Origin of the sequence: Pseudomonas sp. MH9.2, from assembly GCF_034353875.1 — a bacterium.
In the GTDB taxonomy this organism is placed as follows: domain Bacteria; phylum Pseudomonadota; class Gammaproteobacteria; order Pseudomonadales; family Pseudomonadaceae; genus Aquipseudomonas.
The window spans coordinates 615,720-634,758 of sequence record NZ_CP133784.1; the positions used below are offsets into that span (position 1 = coordinate 615,720).

Genomic DNA, 19,039 nt, shown 5'->3' on the forward strand with positions numbered 1-19,039 from the left:
CTACGGGAGGCTGAACAATAAGCACAGTTGGGGCCCAAGCAAAGCGCCTTTACCGGCAATTTACTTAGCGCTTACTTTCGATAAGACCCTGAAGCACAAATAAAAACGGCCCGGACGAGGCCAGGCCGTTAATGTTTTACAACGTGTTACTTTAGAGCAGCCAGAACAGCGTCGTAATTCGGTTCGTGGCCGATTTCAGAGACCAGCTCGCTGTGCAGTACTTTGTCGTGTTCGTCGAGCACAACCACGGCACGCGCGGCCAGACCTACCAGCGGGCCTTCAGCAATTGCCACGCCGTAGTTTTCCAGGAACTCGCGGCCACGCATCGTGGACAGGTTCTGGACGTTTTCCAGGCCTTCGGCACCGCAGAAGCGGGATTGGGCGAACGGCAAGTCGGCGGAAATACACAGCACCACGGTGTTGCTCAGGTCATTGGCCTGGGCGTTGAACTTGCGCACGGAGGTGGCGCAGGTCGGCGTGTCGATGCTTGGAAAAATGTTCAGCACTTTGCGTTTTCCGGCAAAGGTGGCCAGGGTAACGTCAGCCAAGTTACCCGCCACCAGCGTAAACGCAGGTGCGGAGCTACCAACCTTTGGCAGTTCGCCGTTGACTTGAATAGGGTTGCCTTTCTGGGTCACTTGAGCCATGAGCTGAGTCCTTTTTAAGGGGTTTCTGGAAGAGCCGGAAGTTAAACACGAAAGTGCGTAGGGACCTATGGGCCTGACTGGATTTTGTCTAACCGATTGTTCCGGGCGCACAACTCCACCAACCAGTCGACAAACACCCTCACCCGTCGCGACATCTGCCGATGCGGCGGGTACAAAGCCGTCAAGGCCATCGGCGGCGGGCGAAACGTATTTAGCACCTCTACCAGTGATCCACTGCGCAGCTGTTCGACGATATGGTAGTACGGCGTCTGCACCAATCCGTACCCGGCTTCGCATGCAGCCAGGTAGCCGTCTGCGCTGTTTATTGACATCGCCTTGGGCAGACTGAAATCACGCACCTGACCGTCAATCAAGAACTCCAGGCCATACCGTTTGTTGGAGCTGGCCGAGAAATACTCGATCACTTTGTGCTGCGACAAATCTTCCAGTGTCAACGGCGCGCCATGACGCTGTAGGTACTCGCGACTCGCGCAGGTCACTTGCGTCATATTCGCCAGCGGCCTTGCCACTAGCGACTCATCCAGCGACGGCCCTGCCCGCACCACGCAATCCACGCCCTCACGAATCAACTGCACAGGACGATCACTCATGCCGATTTCCAGTTCGATCATCGGGTAACGGTCGGTGAACTGCGGCAATGCGGGGATAACGATCAAGCGACCGAAACCCACCGGAATATCAATGCGCAATACGCCTTGTGGCGCCTTGCTCGCCGATGAAAACGCCGCTTCGGTGTCTTCCAGATCGGTCAGCAGACTGACACAACGCTGGTAATACGCCTGGCCGTCCAGGGTCGGACTGACGTGGCGGGTGGTGCGTTGCAGCAACTGCACCCCCAAATGCGCTTCAAGTTGCTTGATCAGAATTGTCGCCGAAGCCCGCGGCATATGCAGGCTGTCAGCGGCTTTGGCAAACCCGCCCAGTTCGACGATACGGGTGAACACGCGCATGGCGTTGAATCGATCCATGGGGCGACGACCTTGTAGGTGAAGTGAGGTCAGGGAGGCAATTTTAGGCGCCACTGTTTAGATTTTCTAAACAGTGAAAGCATTTTAAGCCGGTTTATCTCTGTTCTGTCGAGCGTAACAATGGAAGTCACCTTTAAATCGGCAGGAGTTTATCCATGCAAACCCGTCAACTTGGTAAAAACGGCCCGCAGGTTTCCGCCATCGGTCTCGGCTGCATGGGCATGACCGACTTCTATACCACTGGCACTGACACCAAAGAAGCCATAGCGACCCTCCATCGCGCCCTGGAGCTGGGTATCACGCTGTTGGACACTGCCGATATGTATGGCCCGCACACCAACGAAGAACTGATCGGCCAGGCCATTCGCGGCAAGCGTGATCAAGTCTTTATCGCCAGCAAGTTCGGCTTTGTCCGCGATGCTAGCGACCCCACTGCCCGGGGGGTAAACGGCAGCCCGGAATATATTCGCAGCGCCATCGACGGCACGCTCAAACGCTTGGGCATCGAAACCCTGGACCTGTATTACCAGCACAGGATCGACCCACAAATCCCGGTCGAAGAATCCGTGGGCGCCATGGCCGAGCTGGTCAAGGCCGGCAAGGTTCGTTACCTCGGTTTGAGCGAAGCTTCTGCCAGTACGCTGGAGCGGGCGCATAAAGTGCATCCGATCAGCGCGCTGCAAACCGAATACTCGCTGTGGAGCCGAGAGCCGGAAGAGAATGGCAGCCTCGAAACCTGTCGCCGTCTGGGTATTGCTTTTGTACCCTACAGCCCTCTGGGGCGCGGATTCCTGACCGGCACGCTGAAAAGCCCTGACGACTTTGCAGCTGACGATTACCGTCGATCGAGCCCGCGTTTTCAGGGCGAAAACTTCGCGAAAAACCTGCTGCTCGTGGAGAAGGTACAAAAACTTGCCGCTGAAAAAGGCGTCAGTGCCGGCCAGTTGGCCTTGGCTTGGGTGCTTGCCCAAGGCAATGACATCGTGCCGATTCCGGGGACCAAGCGACGCAAATACCTGGAAGAAAACGTCGCCGCATTAGCGATAAAACTAACCCCGAACGAACTGCAGACCCTCAAAGACCTGTTTCCCATTGAGGCCATCGCCGGAAAGCGTTACAGCGACAGCTCGTTAAAACTGGTTAACCAGTAACAGCGGCCCGATTGTGGGAGCACATGAATTCGCTCCCACAACATTCATGAGTGCACTGCTCAAAAGTCCCGTTTATAGAACAGATCCAGTGAGCTGGCGATTCCGCTGGCGGCTTCCAGATAGAGCTTTTTGCTCAACATATAACGCAAGGCGATGGTGTTGGCCGGTTCGAACACGCCGACGCCATAGCGCAGGCTCAACTTGTCAGTAATCTTGCCACTGGCGACGACACTGGTCGTATTGCCGCTGCCTGACGTGTCCAGCTCGAAATCCTTGATACCAAGATCCTTGGCGAGCGTACCCGTGACTGAAGAGCTCCCGGCCAGGCCCAATGCCAACGCTGCCTGGGCCATCATGTTGCTGTCTTCGCCGGTGGTGCTCAACGGGCGCCCCATGATCAGATAGGACAACGCCTGCTCCTGGCTCATGGCCGGCTCTGAGAACACGACAGTGGTCGGCTGTTCGGCGCTGCCGGTCAGGCGAATACCGGCAACCACGTCGTCGGTTTTGCGAATTGCTTCGATATCAAGGTACGGCTGGTCGATGGGGCCAGCGAATAAAAGCCGTGCTCGGCGAATGGTCAAACGCTGACCATAAGCCCGATAACGCCCATCGTTGAGGGTCAGCTCGCCCCGAGCGTCGAGGTTGTCACCGATATGCACATGCCCGGCCAGATTCGCGGTCAGCCCAAAACCGCTGAAGCTGAGTGTTTCCTGACCTACTTCAACGTCGATATCCATGGCCATGACCAACGGCGGCGCGCCCTGTTCGGTCTGATGGCCGACGATCACGGTGTCACCCGACAGTTTGACTGTCGAGGGCGGCAGTTCACGAATCGTAATCGCGCCTTTGGGGATCAGCACCTTGCCGGAAATCGCCAGCTTACCGCCCTTCATGGTGATGTTTAGATTCGGTGCCACTTCCAGCAGGGCATAAGGTTCCACCGTGAGCGGCAGGTGCGCGCCTTTCAGATTGAGGTCCACCGCAAGCGCTTCGCCCCAGGATATCTGCCCATTCAACGTACCTTTTCCAGACTCGCCACTGTTCCAGCCGCCGTCCAGGCGCAAGCTTTCGCCAGCGATCAGGGCCTGAACCGTCAGGTCATGCAGGCTGACGGGCAGTTCCGGCCCAGTCACTTCGCCGTCGCTGAGGGTGACGCTGCCATTAACCTGCGGTGCCAGCAGCCCCCCAGACAAACGCCCACTGCCATTGAGCCTGCCGGTGAGTTTTTCGACCATCGGCACGAAAGGCCGGGCAATGGATATATCCACCCCACTGAGGTTGAACGCTCCGGACAGCGGTTTGTTTTTCGCCAGCGGATCAATCTGCACTGTCACTGACAGCGTGCCCAGTTTTCCACCGCGAAAGTCCAGCTGGGAGTCGATACGTTTCGGGTTCAGGATGCTGCTGATCTTGAGGCTTTCATAAGGGAAATCCAGCCATTGGTCCTTCTCGCGAATGCTCAAAGTACCACCGCTGGTCTCCACCGAAACCTGGCCATTAGGGCCGGAAGTCGGGAGATCGAGTTGCACGTTGCCGTTGAGCAGGCCTTTCCAGGCAAAGTCCTTGGGCAACCACTGAGCCAGGCTGTCGAGGGGGAATTGCTTAAGGTGATAACGCAAGCGCGGCTCGGGCATCAGCCGCTGATCCTCACCGCACAAACTTGCCTGCCCCGAAATCCAGCAGTGAGCGGCAAAATTGACTTTGCCATCAGCCAGTCGTTCGAGCCTGGTCGGCTGCTGCAAGCGCCAATCCTGGCCCCCTGTTTGCACATCGCCACTGACCAGCCTGCCCCGCCAGTCACCTTTGCTCAGGTCGCCGTCGAGTGCCAACCCCAGCTTCAATAATGGGCCTTGCAGGTCGAGCGCCAATTGTTGATGTTTGATATCCCCCTGACCGTTGACCTTCAGCGTGCCCAGTTGCGTGTCGCCCAGTTGAATACCACCACCCTTGAGGTCAATGGATGCACGCTGAGCCGTGTCCAGTTTTGCTGCCAGGGCCAGGCTTCGCAGGCGGTTGTCTGCCATCGCCAGTTGCCCGCCTTGCAGTGCCAGTTGACCTTGCGGCGCTTGCAGTGTGCCCGCCAGGTCCAGGCGCCCTTTGACTTGACCCTGCAAACGCGGCCACAGCTGGCCCAGACGCGGCAAATTGATGTCCATTTGGCCAAGCAGACGTTGCTGCAAGCTGCCTTTGCCTTGAATGCGGTTATCGCCCAGGCGAACATCCAGCGAGCCGAGCGTCCACTTATCACCGGCGCCATCGACCTTGGCCTGCAGCACGGCCGGCTGCCCCCGCAACCGACCTTTGAGGTCGAGGTCGACGTTCAGGCTCAGTCGCTCGTTTTTGTATTCCCCGGTGCTGCGCAACGGTCCAGCCAAGGTACCCGGCAATTCTCCCAGCCAATACGCCGGGTTGATCGCACTCAGATCCAGCGCCGTATCCCAGCCTATGCCATCGGCGAATTGCAGTTTCAGGTGCCCATCAGCCTTGCCCTTGCCCGCAGCCAGCTCTAACTGAGGCAGAAAGATCTGCTTGAGATCACCGCTGAACGGACTGCTCAGGCTGAACGCCCCGGCGGGTCCATCGAAAGCACCGCTGAAATTGCCCAGGTATTTGCCATCGGTGTAGGAGACTTCGCCGCTGAAGGTGCGCAAAGCCACCTGCGGTTCATCAATCGCCGGATAAAGCCGATGCCACGGAAAGTTCAGCCAATCGATTTTTGCGTCGGCGCTGAAGCCCTGGCGCCAGTCCAGCCGACCGCTGAGCTTCAGTGATTGTTCTGCACTGGCCGTCAGATCAAGCGCCGCGATGTCCGCACCTTGAGCATCGACCCTGCCTTGCAGCGCCAGCGCGACCGGACCTTGCTCGGCAGGCAGACTGGCGTTGCCAGAGACCCGATAACCGTGCTTCAAATCGCCCTGAGCTGCCAGCTCAATCCGATTGAGTTGCAGGGTGTCCGGCAGATCGGCACTGGCCTTGAAGCCATCCGCCGTGACGTTCACCTGTGCGGGCAGATTCTCCACCAGCGGTTGCAGTTGCCCGCTCAATTGACCTTGCAGATAACCACTGCTATCCGCCTTGAGCTGCAAAGTCTTGAGCAGATTGCCCTGAATGTTCAAGGCCAGCGTCCAAGGCTGATCACCCGGTGCCGGCAGCTTCAGCTGACCTTGGGCTGTCAGCGGCCAGTCGCCGTTTGGCTGCAATAACCCGGACAGATCAAGCACCAGATCATCCCGTTGCAGATGCGCAGCATTGATCTGCAGGCCGTTGGCCGTCCACTCCGCTGCCAGTTGCAGAGCGCGTAATTGTTCGCTGCCATTAAGCATCAGGCTGCCGATGCGCACGTCACCCAAGCGGATCGCCAGCGGCAGCTTCAGATCCGGCAGACTCATGGGGCCACTGCTTTGGTCGGCACCGGAAGGGAACTGTAGACCGACGCGCTCGGCCTGCAATTGATCGACACATAGCGTCATCTTCGCCAGACACAAAGGCGACCAGACAAAGACTGGCGCATCGACCTCGACGCGGCTATCGCCCTGTACCCACAGCAGATGATCGGCCCGCCATTGACCGGCCAGATGACCGCTGAAGTTTTCGATTTTCAGCCCCGGCACCAGCCCCAGCGCCCAACGGCTGCCCGCTTGCGTGCCCAGGATCAGGCACAGACTCAGGATCAGCAACACGGGTAACGCGATCAGGCTCAGGCCGGTAATTTTTATTGCGCGACGCACCGTTCAGGCACTCCTCATAATTCAGGGCCCATGGAAAAGTGCACACGAAACCCACCATCGCCATCCAGCGCATGAGCCAGATCCAGGCGCAACGGCCCGACCGGCGAGACCCAGCGCACGCCGATACCGACACCGGTTTTCAAGCGTGGCAGTTGCAATGTATTGAAGGAGTTACCTTGATCGACAAACGTCGCCACACGCCACTTTTCAGCGATTGAATATTGATATTCGGCGCTGCCAGCGACCATGTACCGTCCGCCAATACGATCACCGTCGGAGTTCGTCGGTGATAGGGTCTGGTAGTCATAGCCGCGCACGCTTTGATCGCCGCCAGCAAAAAAACGCAAGGAGGGAGGGATCGATTGATAGCCGTTGGTCGCGCTGCCACCAAACTGCACGCGCCCAAGAAAACGGTGGTTTTGCCACACGGTCGTCAAGCCTTTAAGCAGTACAGTGCCGCGCAACACATTGGTGTCTGACGCCAGCCCCTCCTTGGCGACTTGCCCATCGAACTGCAGGCGATAACCGTTATGCGGGTCGATACGGTTGTCACTGCGCAAAAGTGAATAGCTGATACCCGGCATCAGCAACGTACTTAGCCCGGAATCATCGCCCAGACGATATTCCTCGCGCTGCCACTTCAATGAAATCACCCGATCCCAACCGCTGGACAGCCGACTGTGCCACTCAGGGCCGACGGTCAACAGCTTGCTCACGGTGTCGGTGCCCGCGATCTCTTCGTACTGGTAACCGCCAGCGAACCGCAGTTTGTCGGTCAGTGGCGGGGTCAGAGGTATGTCGTACCACAGGCCCACGTTTTGGCGCGGTGCGGACAGCTCCATCTCGGCACCATAGCTGTGCCCCTGAGGATTGACCCAATGGCGCGTCCAGTTAGCCTTGCCGCGCACACCGACGTCGGTGGAAAAGCCAAGGCCGAGCCCCATCGTGCGGGGCTTGCGGGTTTGTAGCTGGACCGCCACCGGAATCACCTGATCCACTGCTGCCGTGGGCGCCGCGTCCACCCGCACGCCCTCGAAATAGCCGCTCGACTGCAAGGCCTGATTGAGTTCAGCGATCAGTTCCGAGTCATAAGGGGTGTAGGCTTTGAATGGCACCATGCGTTGCATCAAGTCGTCATCAAATGGCGCATCGCCGCTGAAGCTGACTTTACCTAGCACGTAGCGCGGGCCACTCTCATAAATCAGCTTTATATCGGCAACACCAGCCTTTGGGTCGATACTCAGGCGCTGGCTGCTGAAGTGCCCACTAAAAAAGCCATAGCGCGACGCCTGATTCTGGATCAGGCGCTTGGCGTCTTCGTAGTAGCCATGATTGAGTACAGCGCCCGTTTTCAACCTGTCGCTTTTCGGCACTCGAAACGCCTTGAGCGAGGCGGCTGGGCCTTCAATCCGTACGGTGACACTGCGCAGATGCACCGGCTCGCCAGGCACCACGTTGATCACCAGTCGCAGGTCCTTGCCGGTTTTTACTGTGCTGTCGATCTGCGCCTGGTAATAGCCCAAGGCTTGCGCCGCTTTTTGCGCCTGCTCTTCAGCCCCCAGACTGAAACGTTGCAGGGCCTCTTCATCGCGCTCGCCAAGGCTGCCCACATACCCTTCGATATTGGCTTTAAGTGCGTCGTTGGAGGGTTCGATCCTGATATCCAGTTGCGCCGCCGCGAACACCGAAAAAGTGCTGAACTGGACAATAAACAGCAGAACCAAACCGCTGGTGAATCTACCGGAAAACTTCATAGCGGCGGATGCTATCACGCGCGGCGAGTCGTACTGGAGCGCGTCTGACAGCGAAAGCCTGGGACTTTATGCCTGGGCTTTGAGCAATACCTGAGGATTGGGGTGGAAAAACACATGTTCCCGGATTGGTCCTACAGCAATCTCACCGATTTCCTCATAGCCCTGTCGCTTATAAAACTCCAGATATCGCGGATTGCCCGTGTCGAGCACCACGCCCTGTGAAGTTTCATCGACGGCGCACCATTGATGCAGCGCCGTGAGCAACTGCTCACCAAAGTGACGACCCTGAAATTGTGGGTGGACCCCCAGCAATGGCAAAACGTGCACAGCGTCAGAAGGCAGGCAGGCCAGCACCGCCTGGTGATACTCCAGATAGCGCTGGGTACAGCGCAACCCTGCACTGAGGACCATGCGCAAACGCCATGCCCAGCTTTCGGTAATATCGAGACGGCGTTGCGGTGGGGCAATCAGAGCGATGCCCACCAGCCGATCCTCGACGAACAACCCCAGCGCTGGCAGGTCCTGCAAGAAGTGCTGTTTGACCAGTTCACGCACGGTGGCCCTGACCCGATGCTCATAGCCCGGCCTGTCCGACTCAAACAAGTAAGCGAAGCTCGGTTCGTGGCGATAGGCGTGGTACAGCAGCGAGCGCGCCTCGCGGGAGTAACCACTGTCCAGCTGGCGGACTTCAGCCACGGCTGTTGAAGTTTCAGGCATTCGGTTGACCTCATAGGTACAGCGCTGCTCGAACGACAGCGTTTGTGATGCGAAAGCTTCGAGTAACAGGTACGCATTACAGTTCCGACATTTTCGACTCTGCTACCCGACCCTAGCATTGGATCAGACAATCCGCCACGCTGGCCGTGAGTCGACAGGTCAGCTAGCATCGCTTTTTTGTTTGCCAGGATTGCCGCCCATGAAAATCGTCTCGTTCAACATTAACGGCCTGCGCGCCAGACCTCATCAGTTGGCGGCGCTGATTGAGAAACATCAGCCGGACGTGATCGGCCTGCAGGAAACCAAAGTCTCGGACGAGCAATTCCCCCAAGCTGAAATCGAAGCCTTGGGGTATCACGTGCACTTCCACGGGCAAAAAGGCCACTACGGTGTCGCTCTGCTCTCGCGCCAGGCGCCACTCACCCTGCACAAGGGTTTCGACACCGATGACGAAGAATCCCAAAAGCGCTTTATCTGGGGCACGTTCGCCGACACAAAGGGCGAGCCTGTGACCATCATGAACGGCTACTTCCCGCAGGGTGAAAGCCGCGACCATCCGACCAAATTCCCGGCCAAGGAGCGTTTCTACAACGACCTCCAGCTGTTGCTGGAAAGCCAGTTCAAAAACGATCAGCCATTGGTGGTGATGGGCGACGTGAATATTTCCCCGGAAGACTGCGACATCGGCATCGGCCCGGATAACGCCAAACGCTGGCTCAGGACTGGCAAATGCAGTTTCTTGCCTGAAGAGCGCGAGTGGATGGCGCGCCTGAAAAACTGGGGCCTGATAGACAGCTTCCGTCATCTTCATCCCGAGGTGATAGACCGCTTCAGCTGGTTCGACTACCGCAGCCGGGGCTTCGAAGATGAGCCCAAGCGCGGTTTGCGGATCGACGTGATTATGGCCTCCCATGGATTGCAGTCACGCATCAAGGCCGCTGGCGTGGACTACGACCTGCGCGCCATGGAGAAACCGTCTGACCATGCGCCGATCTGGCTGGAGTTGAGCTAGAACCGGCCCCGCAGACGCCCTTTTAGGCATGACTGTCATATTTCAGCAATCATTCTGACTTAATCTCCCGGCACTTTCTGTCTCTATAAGGTGCCGCACATGCTGCGCGCTCTGTTCACTGGTACTGCCCGACACCGCGCAGCCTGGCTATTCGGTTTTATCTGCAGCACCCTGCCCGGTGTGGTTTTCGCGGCACTGCCGATCCCTGCCGAAGGCATCCCGGCGTTACGCATCCAAGGCTCCAATACCATTGGCGCCGCGTTGGGCCCAGCGCTGGTCGAAGGCTTGCTGCACGCCCAAGGTCTGCAAAATGTGCGTATCGAAGCGGGCGCCCATGAGAACGAACAACGTGTGCTCGGCCAGACGCCTGCCGGACGCACGGTACTAATCGAGGTGGCGGCCCACGGTTCTGGGACGGGGTTCACTGCATTGAAGGCCGACAAGGCCGACCTGGCAGCCTCCTCACGGCCGATCAAGGACAGCGAACTGGCGAACCTGGCCTCGCTGGGCGACCTGAAAAGCCGCAAGGCCGAACAAGTCATTGCCATCGACGGCGTGGCGGTGATCCTCCATCCGGCCAATCCCTTGCATCAGTTGAACACTGAACAACTCGCGCAAATATTCTCGGGTGAAGTCCACGACTGGGAAGATCTCGGCGGTACCGGTGGCGCGATTCACCTGTATGCCCGCGATGATCACTCCGGCACCTTCGACACGTTCAATGAGCTGGTACTGCTCAAGTACGGCAAAACCCTGGCGCACAACACCAAGCGATTCGAATCCAGTGAGCAGCTGTCTGATGAAGTCAGCCAGGACCGTGGAGGCATTGGCTTTATCGGTTTGCCTTACGTGCGCAGGGCCCACGCTGTCGCGATTGCCGATGGCGATTCGAAACCGATGCTGCCGACCGTCAGCCTGATTGCCACCGAGGATTACCCTCTGTCGCGGCGCCTGTATTTCTACCTGCCACCTCAGGGCCTCCAACCATGGGCCGAAGCACTGGTGCAGTTCGCACAAAGCAGCAAAGGCCAGGCCATCGTTGCCAACAGCGGCTTCATCGCCCAGACGGTACAGGCGATCAAGGTCCAGGCCTCAGCAGGGCTGCCTGCGGACTATCAAGCCATCGTCAAGCAAGCACAGCGTCTGTCGGTGAATTTTCGCTTTGCCCAAGGCAGTGCGACCCTGGATAACAAGGCGCAACTCGACCTGCAGCGGGTCGTTGACTACCTCAAGACACACGACAAATTGAACGGCCACGTCACGCTGGTAGGGTTTGGCGATGCCAAGAGCGATCCAGCGCGGGCAGCGTTATTGTCCAAACTCCGGGCCATGGCGGTGCGGCGAGAGCTGGTCAAGGCGGGCGTGGTCTTGCGCGACATTCGCGGTTTGGGTGATGAGATGCCGGTGGCGGCCAACAACGCCGATGAAGGCCGGATCAAAAATCGGCGGGTAGAGGTTTGGGTGTATTGAGTACCTGGGTGGGGGGCGAATAAATCCGCCCCCCACCGCTACTCGCGGTCAGTGATGCTCGCTACGCAGCATTTCCTTCGGCATATACTTACCGATCTCGAACTTGCCTATCGCCGCGCGGTGCACTTCATCCGGGCCGTCGGCCAGGCGCAACGTGCGCTGCATTGCGTACATGTAGGCCAACGGGAAATCGTTGGAAACCCCTGCGCCGCCGTGCATCTGGATCGCCCGGTCAATCACGCGCAATGCCACGTTCGGCGCCACGACCTTGATCTGGGCGATTTCGCTTTTCGCGACTTTGTTGCCGACGGTGTCCATCATGTACGCAGCCTTTAGTGTCAGCAGGCGCGCCATGTCGATTTCCATCCGCGAATCAGCAATTTTGTCGATGTTACCGCCCAGTCGCGCCAACGGACGACCGAATGCAGTGCGGCTGATCGAACGCTTGCACATCAGTTCCAATGCCCGTTCAGCCATGCCGATAGAGCGCATGCAGTGGTGAATCCGTCCAGGCCCGAGTCGACCTTGAGCGATTTCAAAGCCGCGCCCCTCACCCAACAGGACGTTCTCGTAAGGCACGCGAACGTTCTCAAACAGCACTTCAGCATGACCGTGGGGGGCATCGTCGTAGCCAAATACTGGCAGCGAGCGGACGATTTTCACCCCAGGGGCATCGGTCGGCACCAGAATCATTGAGTGTTGCTGATGGCGCGGACCTTCGGGATTGCTCAGGCCCATGAAAATCATGATTTTGCAACGCGGGTCGCAGGCGCCAGAGGTCCACCACTTACGGCCGTTGATCACCCATTCGTCACCGTCACGTTCAGCGCGGGCGGCCATGTTGGTGGCATCGGAGGACGCGACGTCCGGCTCGGTCATGGCGAACGCTGAACGAATTTCGCCGCGCAGCATCGGTTCAAGCCACTGCTGCTTCTGGGCTTCGTTGGCATAGCGCACCAGCACTTCCATGTTGCCGGTGTCTGGCGCCGAACAGTTGAACGGCTCTGGCCCTAGCAACGAACGGCCCATGATTTCAGCCAACGGAGCGTACTCGAGGTTGGTCAGGCCCGCACCGAGCTTCGACTCTGGCAGGAACAGGTTCCACAACCCCTCAGCCTTGGCCTTGAGTTTGAGCTCTTCCATGATCGCAGTGGGCTGCCAGCGATCGCCCTCGGCGACCTGACGTTCGAACACAGGCTCTGCCGGGTAGACATAAGCATCCATGAACGCAGTGACGCGCTCACGCAGTTCTTGAACCTTTGGGGAGTACGCGAAATCCATGAGCAGCTACCTTCTGAAGGAGGTGGGTGAGTGCATGAATTGGATGCTAGATCAGCGATGAAAATTTATCTAACCTATTCTCAACGTGTATAAACATTCATAACCGATATATGATCGGCCTTCGTAACGTCTCAATAAAAACAACATGAGAGCGCAATGGAATGAATCTGAGCAAGGTCGACCTCAACCTCTTTATTGTCTTTGATGCCATCTATACCGAAGCCAATCTGACCCGTGCCGGACAGATTGTCGGCATCACCCAGCCTGCGGTCTCGAACGCTCTGGCCCGCCTGCGGGAGACCTTCAACGACCCACTTTTCGTACGGACCGCGCAAGGCATGGTGCCCACGCCCATGGCCCAGAACATCATCGGGCCGGTGCGCAACGCCCTGACATTGCTGCGCGTCTCGGTGCAGGAAAGCCGGATTTTCAATCCGTTGCAGGCAAACAAGACCTACCGCATCAGCATGACCGACTTGACCGAAGCGGTGATCCTCCCTGCGTTGTTTCAACGTCTGCGTCGACTGGCCCCGGCGGTGATTATCGAGAGCTTTTTGTCCAAGCGTCGCGAGACCACCAAGGAGCTGGCAGCCGGGCGGCTGGACTTCGCCGTCGATGCGCCCCTCAATACCGACCCGCAAGTGCGTCACGTCAAGCTCATGGAAGACAAATACGTGTGTGCCATGCGCAAGGGGCATCCCTTGGCGACCAAAGAAAAATTCAGCCTGGAAGACTACCTGTCCCTGACGCACATCCACATTTCCAGCCGCCGCAGCGGCCTGGGACATGTTGACCTGGCACTGGGCAAGATGGGCATTCAGCGCAAAATCGCCCTGCGCTCGCAGCACTACTTGATGGCTTCGCAAGTGCTACAACAGACCGATATGGTCATGACCGTGCCGGAGCGCTTCGCCAGACGCCATGATCTGCACTATGTCAATTTGCCGGTCAACGATGTGCCGCCGGTGGAAACCCACCTTTACTGGCACGAAAGCACTGATCAGGACCCGGCTAACCGCTGGATGCGGGAGCAGATAATCGAACTCTGCCAACTGGTGACAGCGCAAGAAAATAAGGTAGATAAAGCTTTAGATATCAATCCCAAGTAATTGATTATCAAGTGTTAATTTTAATAACTTAAAGTCATTTCTAGGTTAAATGGTCGTGATTTGCGCATGGATGAGGCAGCAAAAGTGAATGAAGGCGCGGCAGGCAGCTTGACGTATACGTCAAGCACGCCGTAGGTTAGCCACACGTTTAACCGTGAGTCCCTTCATGAGCAGTCAGACCTACAGCATTTCCGACCTCGCCCGCGAGCTCGACATTACCACCCGCGCTATTCGCTTCTACGAGGAACAAGGCCTGCTCGCTCCCGAGCGGCGGGGCCTTGAGCGTGTCTACTCAGGCCGCGACAAGGTGAGTCTGAAACTCATTCTGCGTGGCAAGCGCATCGGCTTCTCCCTGGCAGAATGCCGGGAACTGATCGAGCTGTACGACCCTCGCGGCGACAATCGAAAACAGTTGAATACCATGCTCGGTAAAATCAGTGACCGTCGTACTCAGCTTGAACAGCAACTGCTGGACATCCAGCAAATGCAGCTGGAGCTGGACACTGCTGAAGAGCGTTGCCTGGCTGCACTTGAAAGAACAGTTACAGATCATGATGTTACTGAGTAAACCTCAAATAAATATAAGGTGATGCCATGCCCCTGCCTCAACATGTTCGCCTGGTGGAAGTCGGCCCTCGCGACGGCCTGCAAAATGAAGCCCAGCCCATTAGCGTCGCGGACAAGGTGCGGTTGGTCGATGAACTGACCGCCGCAGGCCTGAGTTATATCGAAGTCGGCAGTTTTGTCTCGCCCAAATGGGTCCCACAAATGGCCGGGGCCGCTGAAGTCTTCGCTCAGATCCAGCGCAAGCCCGACGTGACCTATGCGGCGCTGGCGCCCAACTTCAGGGGGTTTGAAGACGCCCTCGCCGCTGGCGTGACAGAAGTCGCGGTATTCGCCGCCGCGTCCGAAGCGTTCTCCCAGCGCAACATCAATTGTTCGATCAGCGAAAGCCTGGAGCGTTTCGTCCCGATCATGGAGGCCGCCCGCCTGCACGGCATAAGTGTGCGCGGGTATGTCTCCTGTGTGCTCGGCTGTCCATACGAAGGCCAGGTCGCACCACAGCAGGTGGCCTCGGTCGCCAACGAACTGTTCGCCATGGGCTGTTATGAGGTGTCCTTGGGCGACACCATCGGCACCGGTACACCCGGCGCGACCCGCACCTTGTTCGACGTTGTCGCCGGGCAGATCCCGCGGGGCAAACTGGCGGGCCATTTCCATGACACCTATGGGCAAGCGCTGGCCAATATCTACGCCAGCCTGCTTGAGGGGATTCAGGTGTTCGACAGTTCTATCGCTGGGCTCGGCGGTTGCCCCTATGCCAAAGGCGCCAGCGGTAACGTCGCGACCGAAGATGTGCTGTACATGCTCAACGGTCTGGGGATTGATACCGGCATCGATATGGATCGCTTGATTGCAGCCGGTCAGCGTATCTGTGACGTGCTGGGGCGCCCTACCGGTTCACGGGTCGCGAAGGTGCGTTTGGCGAGCTGAGTGTTACCGCCTGGAAAAAAGACAGACCAAAACGGGTAACACGGAAACAATCACTGATAATTTTTAGGGGCGGTTCTGATGGTGATTTTTTCAAGCCATTGATTTTAAAGGGCTTGATAGAGTTGGCACGGCTTCTGCTATAAGTTCCGTACAACAAAAATAAAAAACAAAGCAGTACCCAATAAAAACAATACGTATCGGCTCTGACATAACAAGAACAACACGGACAGAGACGCAGCTAATAGATTTTTTTGGAGTGGATAGCTTTTCAGGGGTTTCGACCCCGCGACCGGGCAGAGAACAATAAAACTACCTCAGGTAGCTCCCGAACTGGTTGGATCACGCAGGTGATGAAAGCGAGTCAGCGCTCAAAAAAATACGTTTGCTCTTGATCCTGAATGGGATCGACTAAAACAGCGGTAAAAGGGAACGGTCGCCAAAAACAACAACAGGCCACCCTAAAACAATAAAAAAAGAGCATGCATAAAACCTTGAAGGGGAGCCCAGGCTCCCCTTCGTGCTATCTGGCGTTTGCCAAACCCCATCAAGCCCCTACTCAACCGCCTTCAGCAATTCCTCGACACTGATTTCCCGCATGCGAAATTTCTGAACCTTGCCCGTTACGGTCATGGGGAATTCGTCGACGAATTTGAAATGGCGCGGGGTTTTGTAATGGGCGATCCGGTCTTTGCACCAGCCTTGCAATTCGAGCGCACTGACGACGTGCCCCGGGTGCAGCTTTATCCAGGCGACGATCTCTTCGCCATACCTGGTATCCGGGATGCCGATCACCTGGACGTCCGCCACTGCGGGATGGGTGAAAAAGAACTCCTCCAGCTCGCGGGGATACACGTTCTCGCCGCCACGGATGATCATGTCCTTGTTGCGCCCGGCGATGCACACGTAACCATTGTCGTCCATCGACGCCAGGTCGCCGGTGTGCATCCAGCCCGCTTGATCCAGCGCCTCGGCGGTGCCTTGCGGGTTATTCCAATAGCCGAGCATCACACTGTAACCACGGGTGCATAACTCGCCTATCTGGCCGCGCGGGACGACACAACCGGTTTCGTCGATGATTTTGTTCTCGAGTTGCGGCTGAGTGCGGCCCACGGTCGTTACCCGCAGCTCAATGCCATCCTCAGGCCCGGTCTGCAGCGACACCGGACTGGTTTCAGTCATGCCATAGGCGATCTGCACCTCCTTCATGTGCATCTCGCTGATCACTTTGCGCATGACTTCTATCGGGCAGGTCGCGCCAGCCATAATCCCGGTGCGCAGGCTGGACAGGTCAAATGCCTTGAGTTGCGGATGATCGAGCATGGCGATGAACATGGTTGGCACGCCATACAGCGCAGTGGCTCGCTCCTCAGCCACGACGCGAAGGGTGAGCAAAGGGTCGAAACCGTCATTCGGGTAGATCATCGTTGCGCCGTGGGTCATGCAACCTAGGTTACCCATGACCATGCCGAAGCAATGATACAGCGGCACCGGGATCACGACGCGGTCAGCCGCGCTCAAGCTAAGGCTTTCACCAACCATGTAACCGTTATTGAGGATGTTGTAGTGGCTGAGGGTCGCACCTTTGGGGAAGCCGGTGGTGCCCGAGGTGTACTGGATATTGACGGGGTGATCAAATTGCAGACAGCGCTGTCGCTCGTTCAGTTGCTCGACACTGACCTCGACTGCCAAAGACGCCAACGCACTCCATGGAAGAAAGCCTGCTGGCGGCTGCTCGTCGAGGCTAATCACCCCACGCAACTCCGGCAGGGACTCACTGCGCAGCTGTCCTGCCGGGTAGTCACACAATTCAGGAACCAGCGTGGCACACATGGCGTGGTAGTTCGAGGTCTTGAACGCTCCGGCGCAAATCAACCACTGACAGCCAGACTGCTTGAGCACGTACTCCAGCTCACTGGTGCGATAGGCGGGATTGATATTGACCAGAATCACGCCCAGTTTCGCGCTGGCGAACTGGGTAATGCACCACTGCGCGCAGTTCGGGGCCCAAACCCCCAGGCGGTCGCCCGTCCGCAAGCCCAGCGCCATCAGCGCCCGCGCATGCAGGTCTACCGCTTCGCCCAACTGCGCCCAGCTATAGCGCAGTTGCTGATGGCGCACGACCAATGCCTCGCCAAGAGGGAATTTGGCGACAGTCTCGTCAAATGCCTGACCGATGGTCTGCGCCAACAGCGCTTTGTCCTGCCGACCGCGAGAATAGCTAGGTTGAATCATGGACCGTCCCTTTTTATGTTTGTTTTGGGATCACAGCCGTATCGTCGTTTCGCCAGACACAGCCATCATAGAGGCCTTACTCTTCGAACACGTCTACTTTGGCGCAAATTGACGTTAACGTAAAGGTCATGCCTATGAACGGATGTTGACAGGCAAAGCCCGACAGGTTTACGTTAACGTAAAGGTGAATACAGCATTCACCATAGCACTCATTATTTTCAAGACCCCAACCCAGGGTTTGCACCCAACAATAATAGGAAAGGTAAAAAGCATGAGCTACCCGAGCCTGAACTTCGCCCTCGGCGAAACCATCGACATGCTGCGCGACCAGGTTCAGGCCTTTGTCGCGGCAGAAATTTCGCCCCGTGCGGCGCAAATCGATAAAGACAATCTGTTCCCTGCTGACATGTGGCGCAAGTTCGGTGACATGGGTTTGCTCGGCATCACGGTCTCTGAGGAATACGGCGGCGCGGGCATGGGCTACCTGGCTCACGTTGTGGCGATGGAAGAAATCAGCCGTGGCTCGGCTTCAGTCGCCCTCTCCTACGGCGCTCACTCCAATCTGTGCGTGAACCAGATCAACCGCAACGGCAACCCCGAGCAGAAAGCCAAATACCTGCCCAAGCTGATCAGTGGCGAGCATGTGGGTGCCTTAGCCATGAGCGAACCCAATGCCGGTTCCGATGTGGTGTCGATGAAACTGCGCGCCGACAAGCGCGGCGATCATTACGTTCTCAATGGCAGTAAAACCTGGATCACCAACGGCCCGGATGCCAACACGTATGTGATCTACGCCAAGACTGACCTGGAAAAAGGCGCTCATGGCATCAGCGCTTTCATCGTCGAGCGCGACTGGAAAGGATTTTCCCGGAGCAACAAATTCGACAAGCTCGGCATGCGTGGCTCTAACACCTGCGAGCTGTTTTTCGATGACGTCGAAGTGCCGGAAGAGAACCTGCTCGGTGTGCTGAACAGCGGCGTCAAAGTCTTGATGAGCGGCCTCGACTACGAGCGCGTCGTGCTTTCGGGTGGCCCTACCGGGATCATGCAGGCCTGTATGGACGTGGTGGTGCCCTACATTCACGACCGTAAACAGTTCGGCCAGAGCATCGGCGAATTCCAGCTGATTCAAGGCAAGGTCGCCGACATGTACACCCAACTCAATGCCAGCCGCGCGTACCTGTATGCCGTGGCTCAAGCCTGTGAGCGCGGCGAAACCACGCGCAAGGATGCTGCCGGGGTGATCTTGTACAGCGCAGAACGCGCCACACAAATGGCTCTGGACACCATCCAGATCCTCGGCGGCAACGGCTATATCAATGAGTTTCCGGCCGGACGCCTGTTGCGTGACGCCAAGCTGTATGAGATCGGCGCGGGCACCAGTGAAATCCGCCGCATGCTGATCGGTCGCGAGCTGTTCAACGAAACGCGCTGAGCCTATTTGATCTTTTG

14 protein-coding genes are annotated in these 19,039 nt (G+C 57.6%); 7 read left to right on the forward strand and 7 right to left on the reverse strand.

Translation table 11 applies throughout. The features are described 5' to 3' along the window. Window positions 1-146: 146 nt before the first annotated feature. A complete protein-coding gene (tpx, locus tag RHM55_RS02770; RefSeq protein WP_322179408.1) occupies window positions 147-647 on the reverse strand; it encodes a thiol peroxidase in 501 nt (166 codons plus the stop codon). A gap of 65 nt (window positions 648-712) precedes the next feature. Continuing rightward, window positions 713-1,636 carry a LysR family transcriptional regulator gene (locus tag RHM55_RS02775; RefSeq protein ID WP_322179409.1) on the reverse strand — a complete coding sequence of 308 codons (924 nt, stop codon included), beginning with the start codon at window positions 1,634-1,636 and terminating at the stop codon, window positions 713-715. 155 nt (window positions 1,637-1,791) lie between these two features. Between RHM55_RS02775 and RHM55_RS02780 the strand changes: the two genes are divergently transcribed. Continuing rightward, window positions 1,792-2,787, forward strand: coding sequence for an aldo/keto reductase (locus RHM55_RS02780; protein WP_322179410.1), 996 nt, complete (start codon window positions 1,792-1,794; stop codon window positions 2,785-2,787). A 59-nt stretch (window positions 2,788-2,846) separates the two neighbouring features. On the opposite strand, the gene RHM55_RS02785 is transcribed toward RHM55_RS02780, so the two are convergent. The 3 genes from RHM55_RS02785 to RHM55_RS02795 form a co-directional block, all read right to left on the reverse strand. Beyond that, window positions 2,847-6,518: a translocation/assembly module TamB domain-containing protein gene (locus RHM55_RS02785; RefSeq protein WP_322179411.1), complete on the reverse strand. Its 3,672-nt coding sequence runs from the start codon at window positions 6,516-6,518 to the stop codon at window positions 2,847-2,849. A 14-nt stretch (window positions 6,519-6,532) separates the two neighbouring features. After that, window positions 6,533-8,272, reverse strand: coding sequence for an autotransporter assembly complex family protein (locus tag RHM55_RS02790; RefSeq protein ID WP_322179412.1), 1,740 nt, complete (start codon window positions 8,270-8,272; stop codon window positions 6,533-6,535). A gap of 66 nt (window positions 8,273-8,338) precedes the next feature. Further along, the gene (locus RHM55_RS02795) at window positions 8,339-8,989 is read right to left on the reverse strand and encodes a GNAT family N-acetyltransferase (RefSeq protein ID WP_219060168.1); all 651 of its coding nucleotides are present in this window, start codon (window positions 8,987-8,989) and stop codon (window positions 8,339-8,341) included. A 199-nt stretch (window positions 8,990-9,188) separates the two neighbouring features. Here RHM55_RS02795 and xthA point away from each other — a divergent pair, with 199 nt between their 5' ends. Both xthA and RHM55_RS02805 read left to right on the forward strand, forming a co-directional pair. Then, entirely contained in the window at window positions 9,189-10,001 is an 813-nt protein-coding gene (xthA, locus tag RHM55_RS02800; RefSeq protein ID WP_322179413.1) for an exodeoxyribonuclease III, read from the forward strand. Window positions 10,002-10,100: 99 nt separating this feature from the next. Further along, window positions 10,101-11,471: a phosphate ABC transporter substrate-binding/OmpA family protein gene (locus RHM55_RS02805; RefSeq protein WP_322179414.1), complete on the forward strand. Its 1,371-nt coding sequence runs from the start codon at window positions 10,101-10,103 to the stop codon at window positions 11,469-11,471. A gap of 48 nt (window positions 11,472-11,519) precedes the next feature. Here the strand turns inward: RHM55_RS02805 and RHM55_RS02810 are convergent, their stop codons facing one another. Continuing rightward, complete coding sequence (locus tag RHM55_RS02810; protein WP_322179415.1) at window positions 11,520-12,752, reverse strand: acyl-CoA dehydrogenase; 1,233 nt, start codon at window positions 12,750-12,752, stop codon at window positions 11,520-11,522. Between the two features lie 161 nt (window positions 12,753-12,913). Here RHM55_RS02810 and RHM55_RS02815 point away from each other — a divergent pair, with 161 nt between their 5' ends. The 3 genes from RHM55_RS02815 (at window position 12,914) to RHM55_RS02825 (ending at window position 15,355) form a co-directional block, all read left to right on the forward strand. Beyond that, entirely contained in the window at window positions 12,914-13,861 is a 948-nt protein-coding gene (locus RHM55_RS02815) for a LysR family transcriptional regulator (RefSeq protein ID WP_322179416.1), read from the forward strand. A gap of 166 nt (window positions 13,862-14,027) precedes the next feature. Beyond that, on the forward strand, window positions 14,028-14,429 hold the full coding sequence (locus RHM55_RS02820) for a MerR family transcriptional regulator (protein WP_219060173.1): 402 nt from the start codon (window positions 14,028-14,030) through the stop codon (window positions 14,427-14,429). 26 nt (window positions 14,430-14,455) lie between these two features. Further along, window positions 14,456-15,355: a hydroxymethylglutaryl-CoA lyase gene (locus RHM55_RS02825; protein ID WP_322179417.1), complete on the forward strand. Its 900-nt coding sequence runs from the start codon at window positions 14,456-14,458 to the stop codon at window positions 15,353-15,355. Window positions 15,356-15,907: 552 nt separating this feature from the next. On the opposite strand, the gene RHM55_RS02830 is transcribed toward RHM55_RS02825, so the two are convergent. Next, complete coding sequence (locus RHM55_RS02830) at window positions 15,908-17,587, reverse strand: AMP-binding protein (RefSeq protein WP_322179418.1); 1,680 nt, start codon at window positions 17,585-17,587, stop codon at window positions 15,908-15,910. Between the two features lie 271 nt (window positions 17,588-17,858). Between RHM55_RS02830 and RHM55_RS02835 the strand changes: the two genes are divergently transcribed. Then, window positions 17,859-19,022: an isovaleryl-CoA dehydrogenase gene (locus RHM55_RS02835; protein ID WP_322179419.1), complete on the forward strand. Its 1,164-nt coding sequence runs from the start codon at window positions 17,859-17,861 to the stop codon at window positions 19,020-19,022. Window positions 19,023-19,039: the final 17 nt, after the last annotated feature.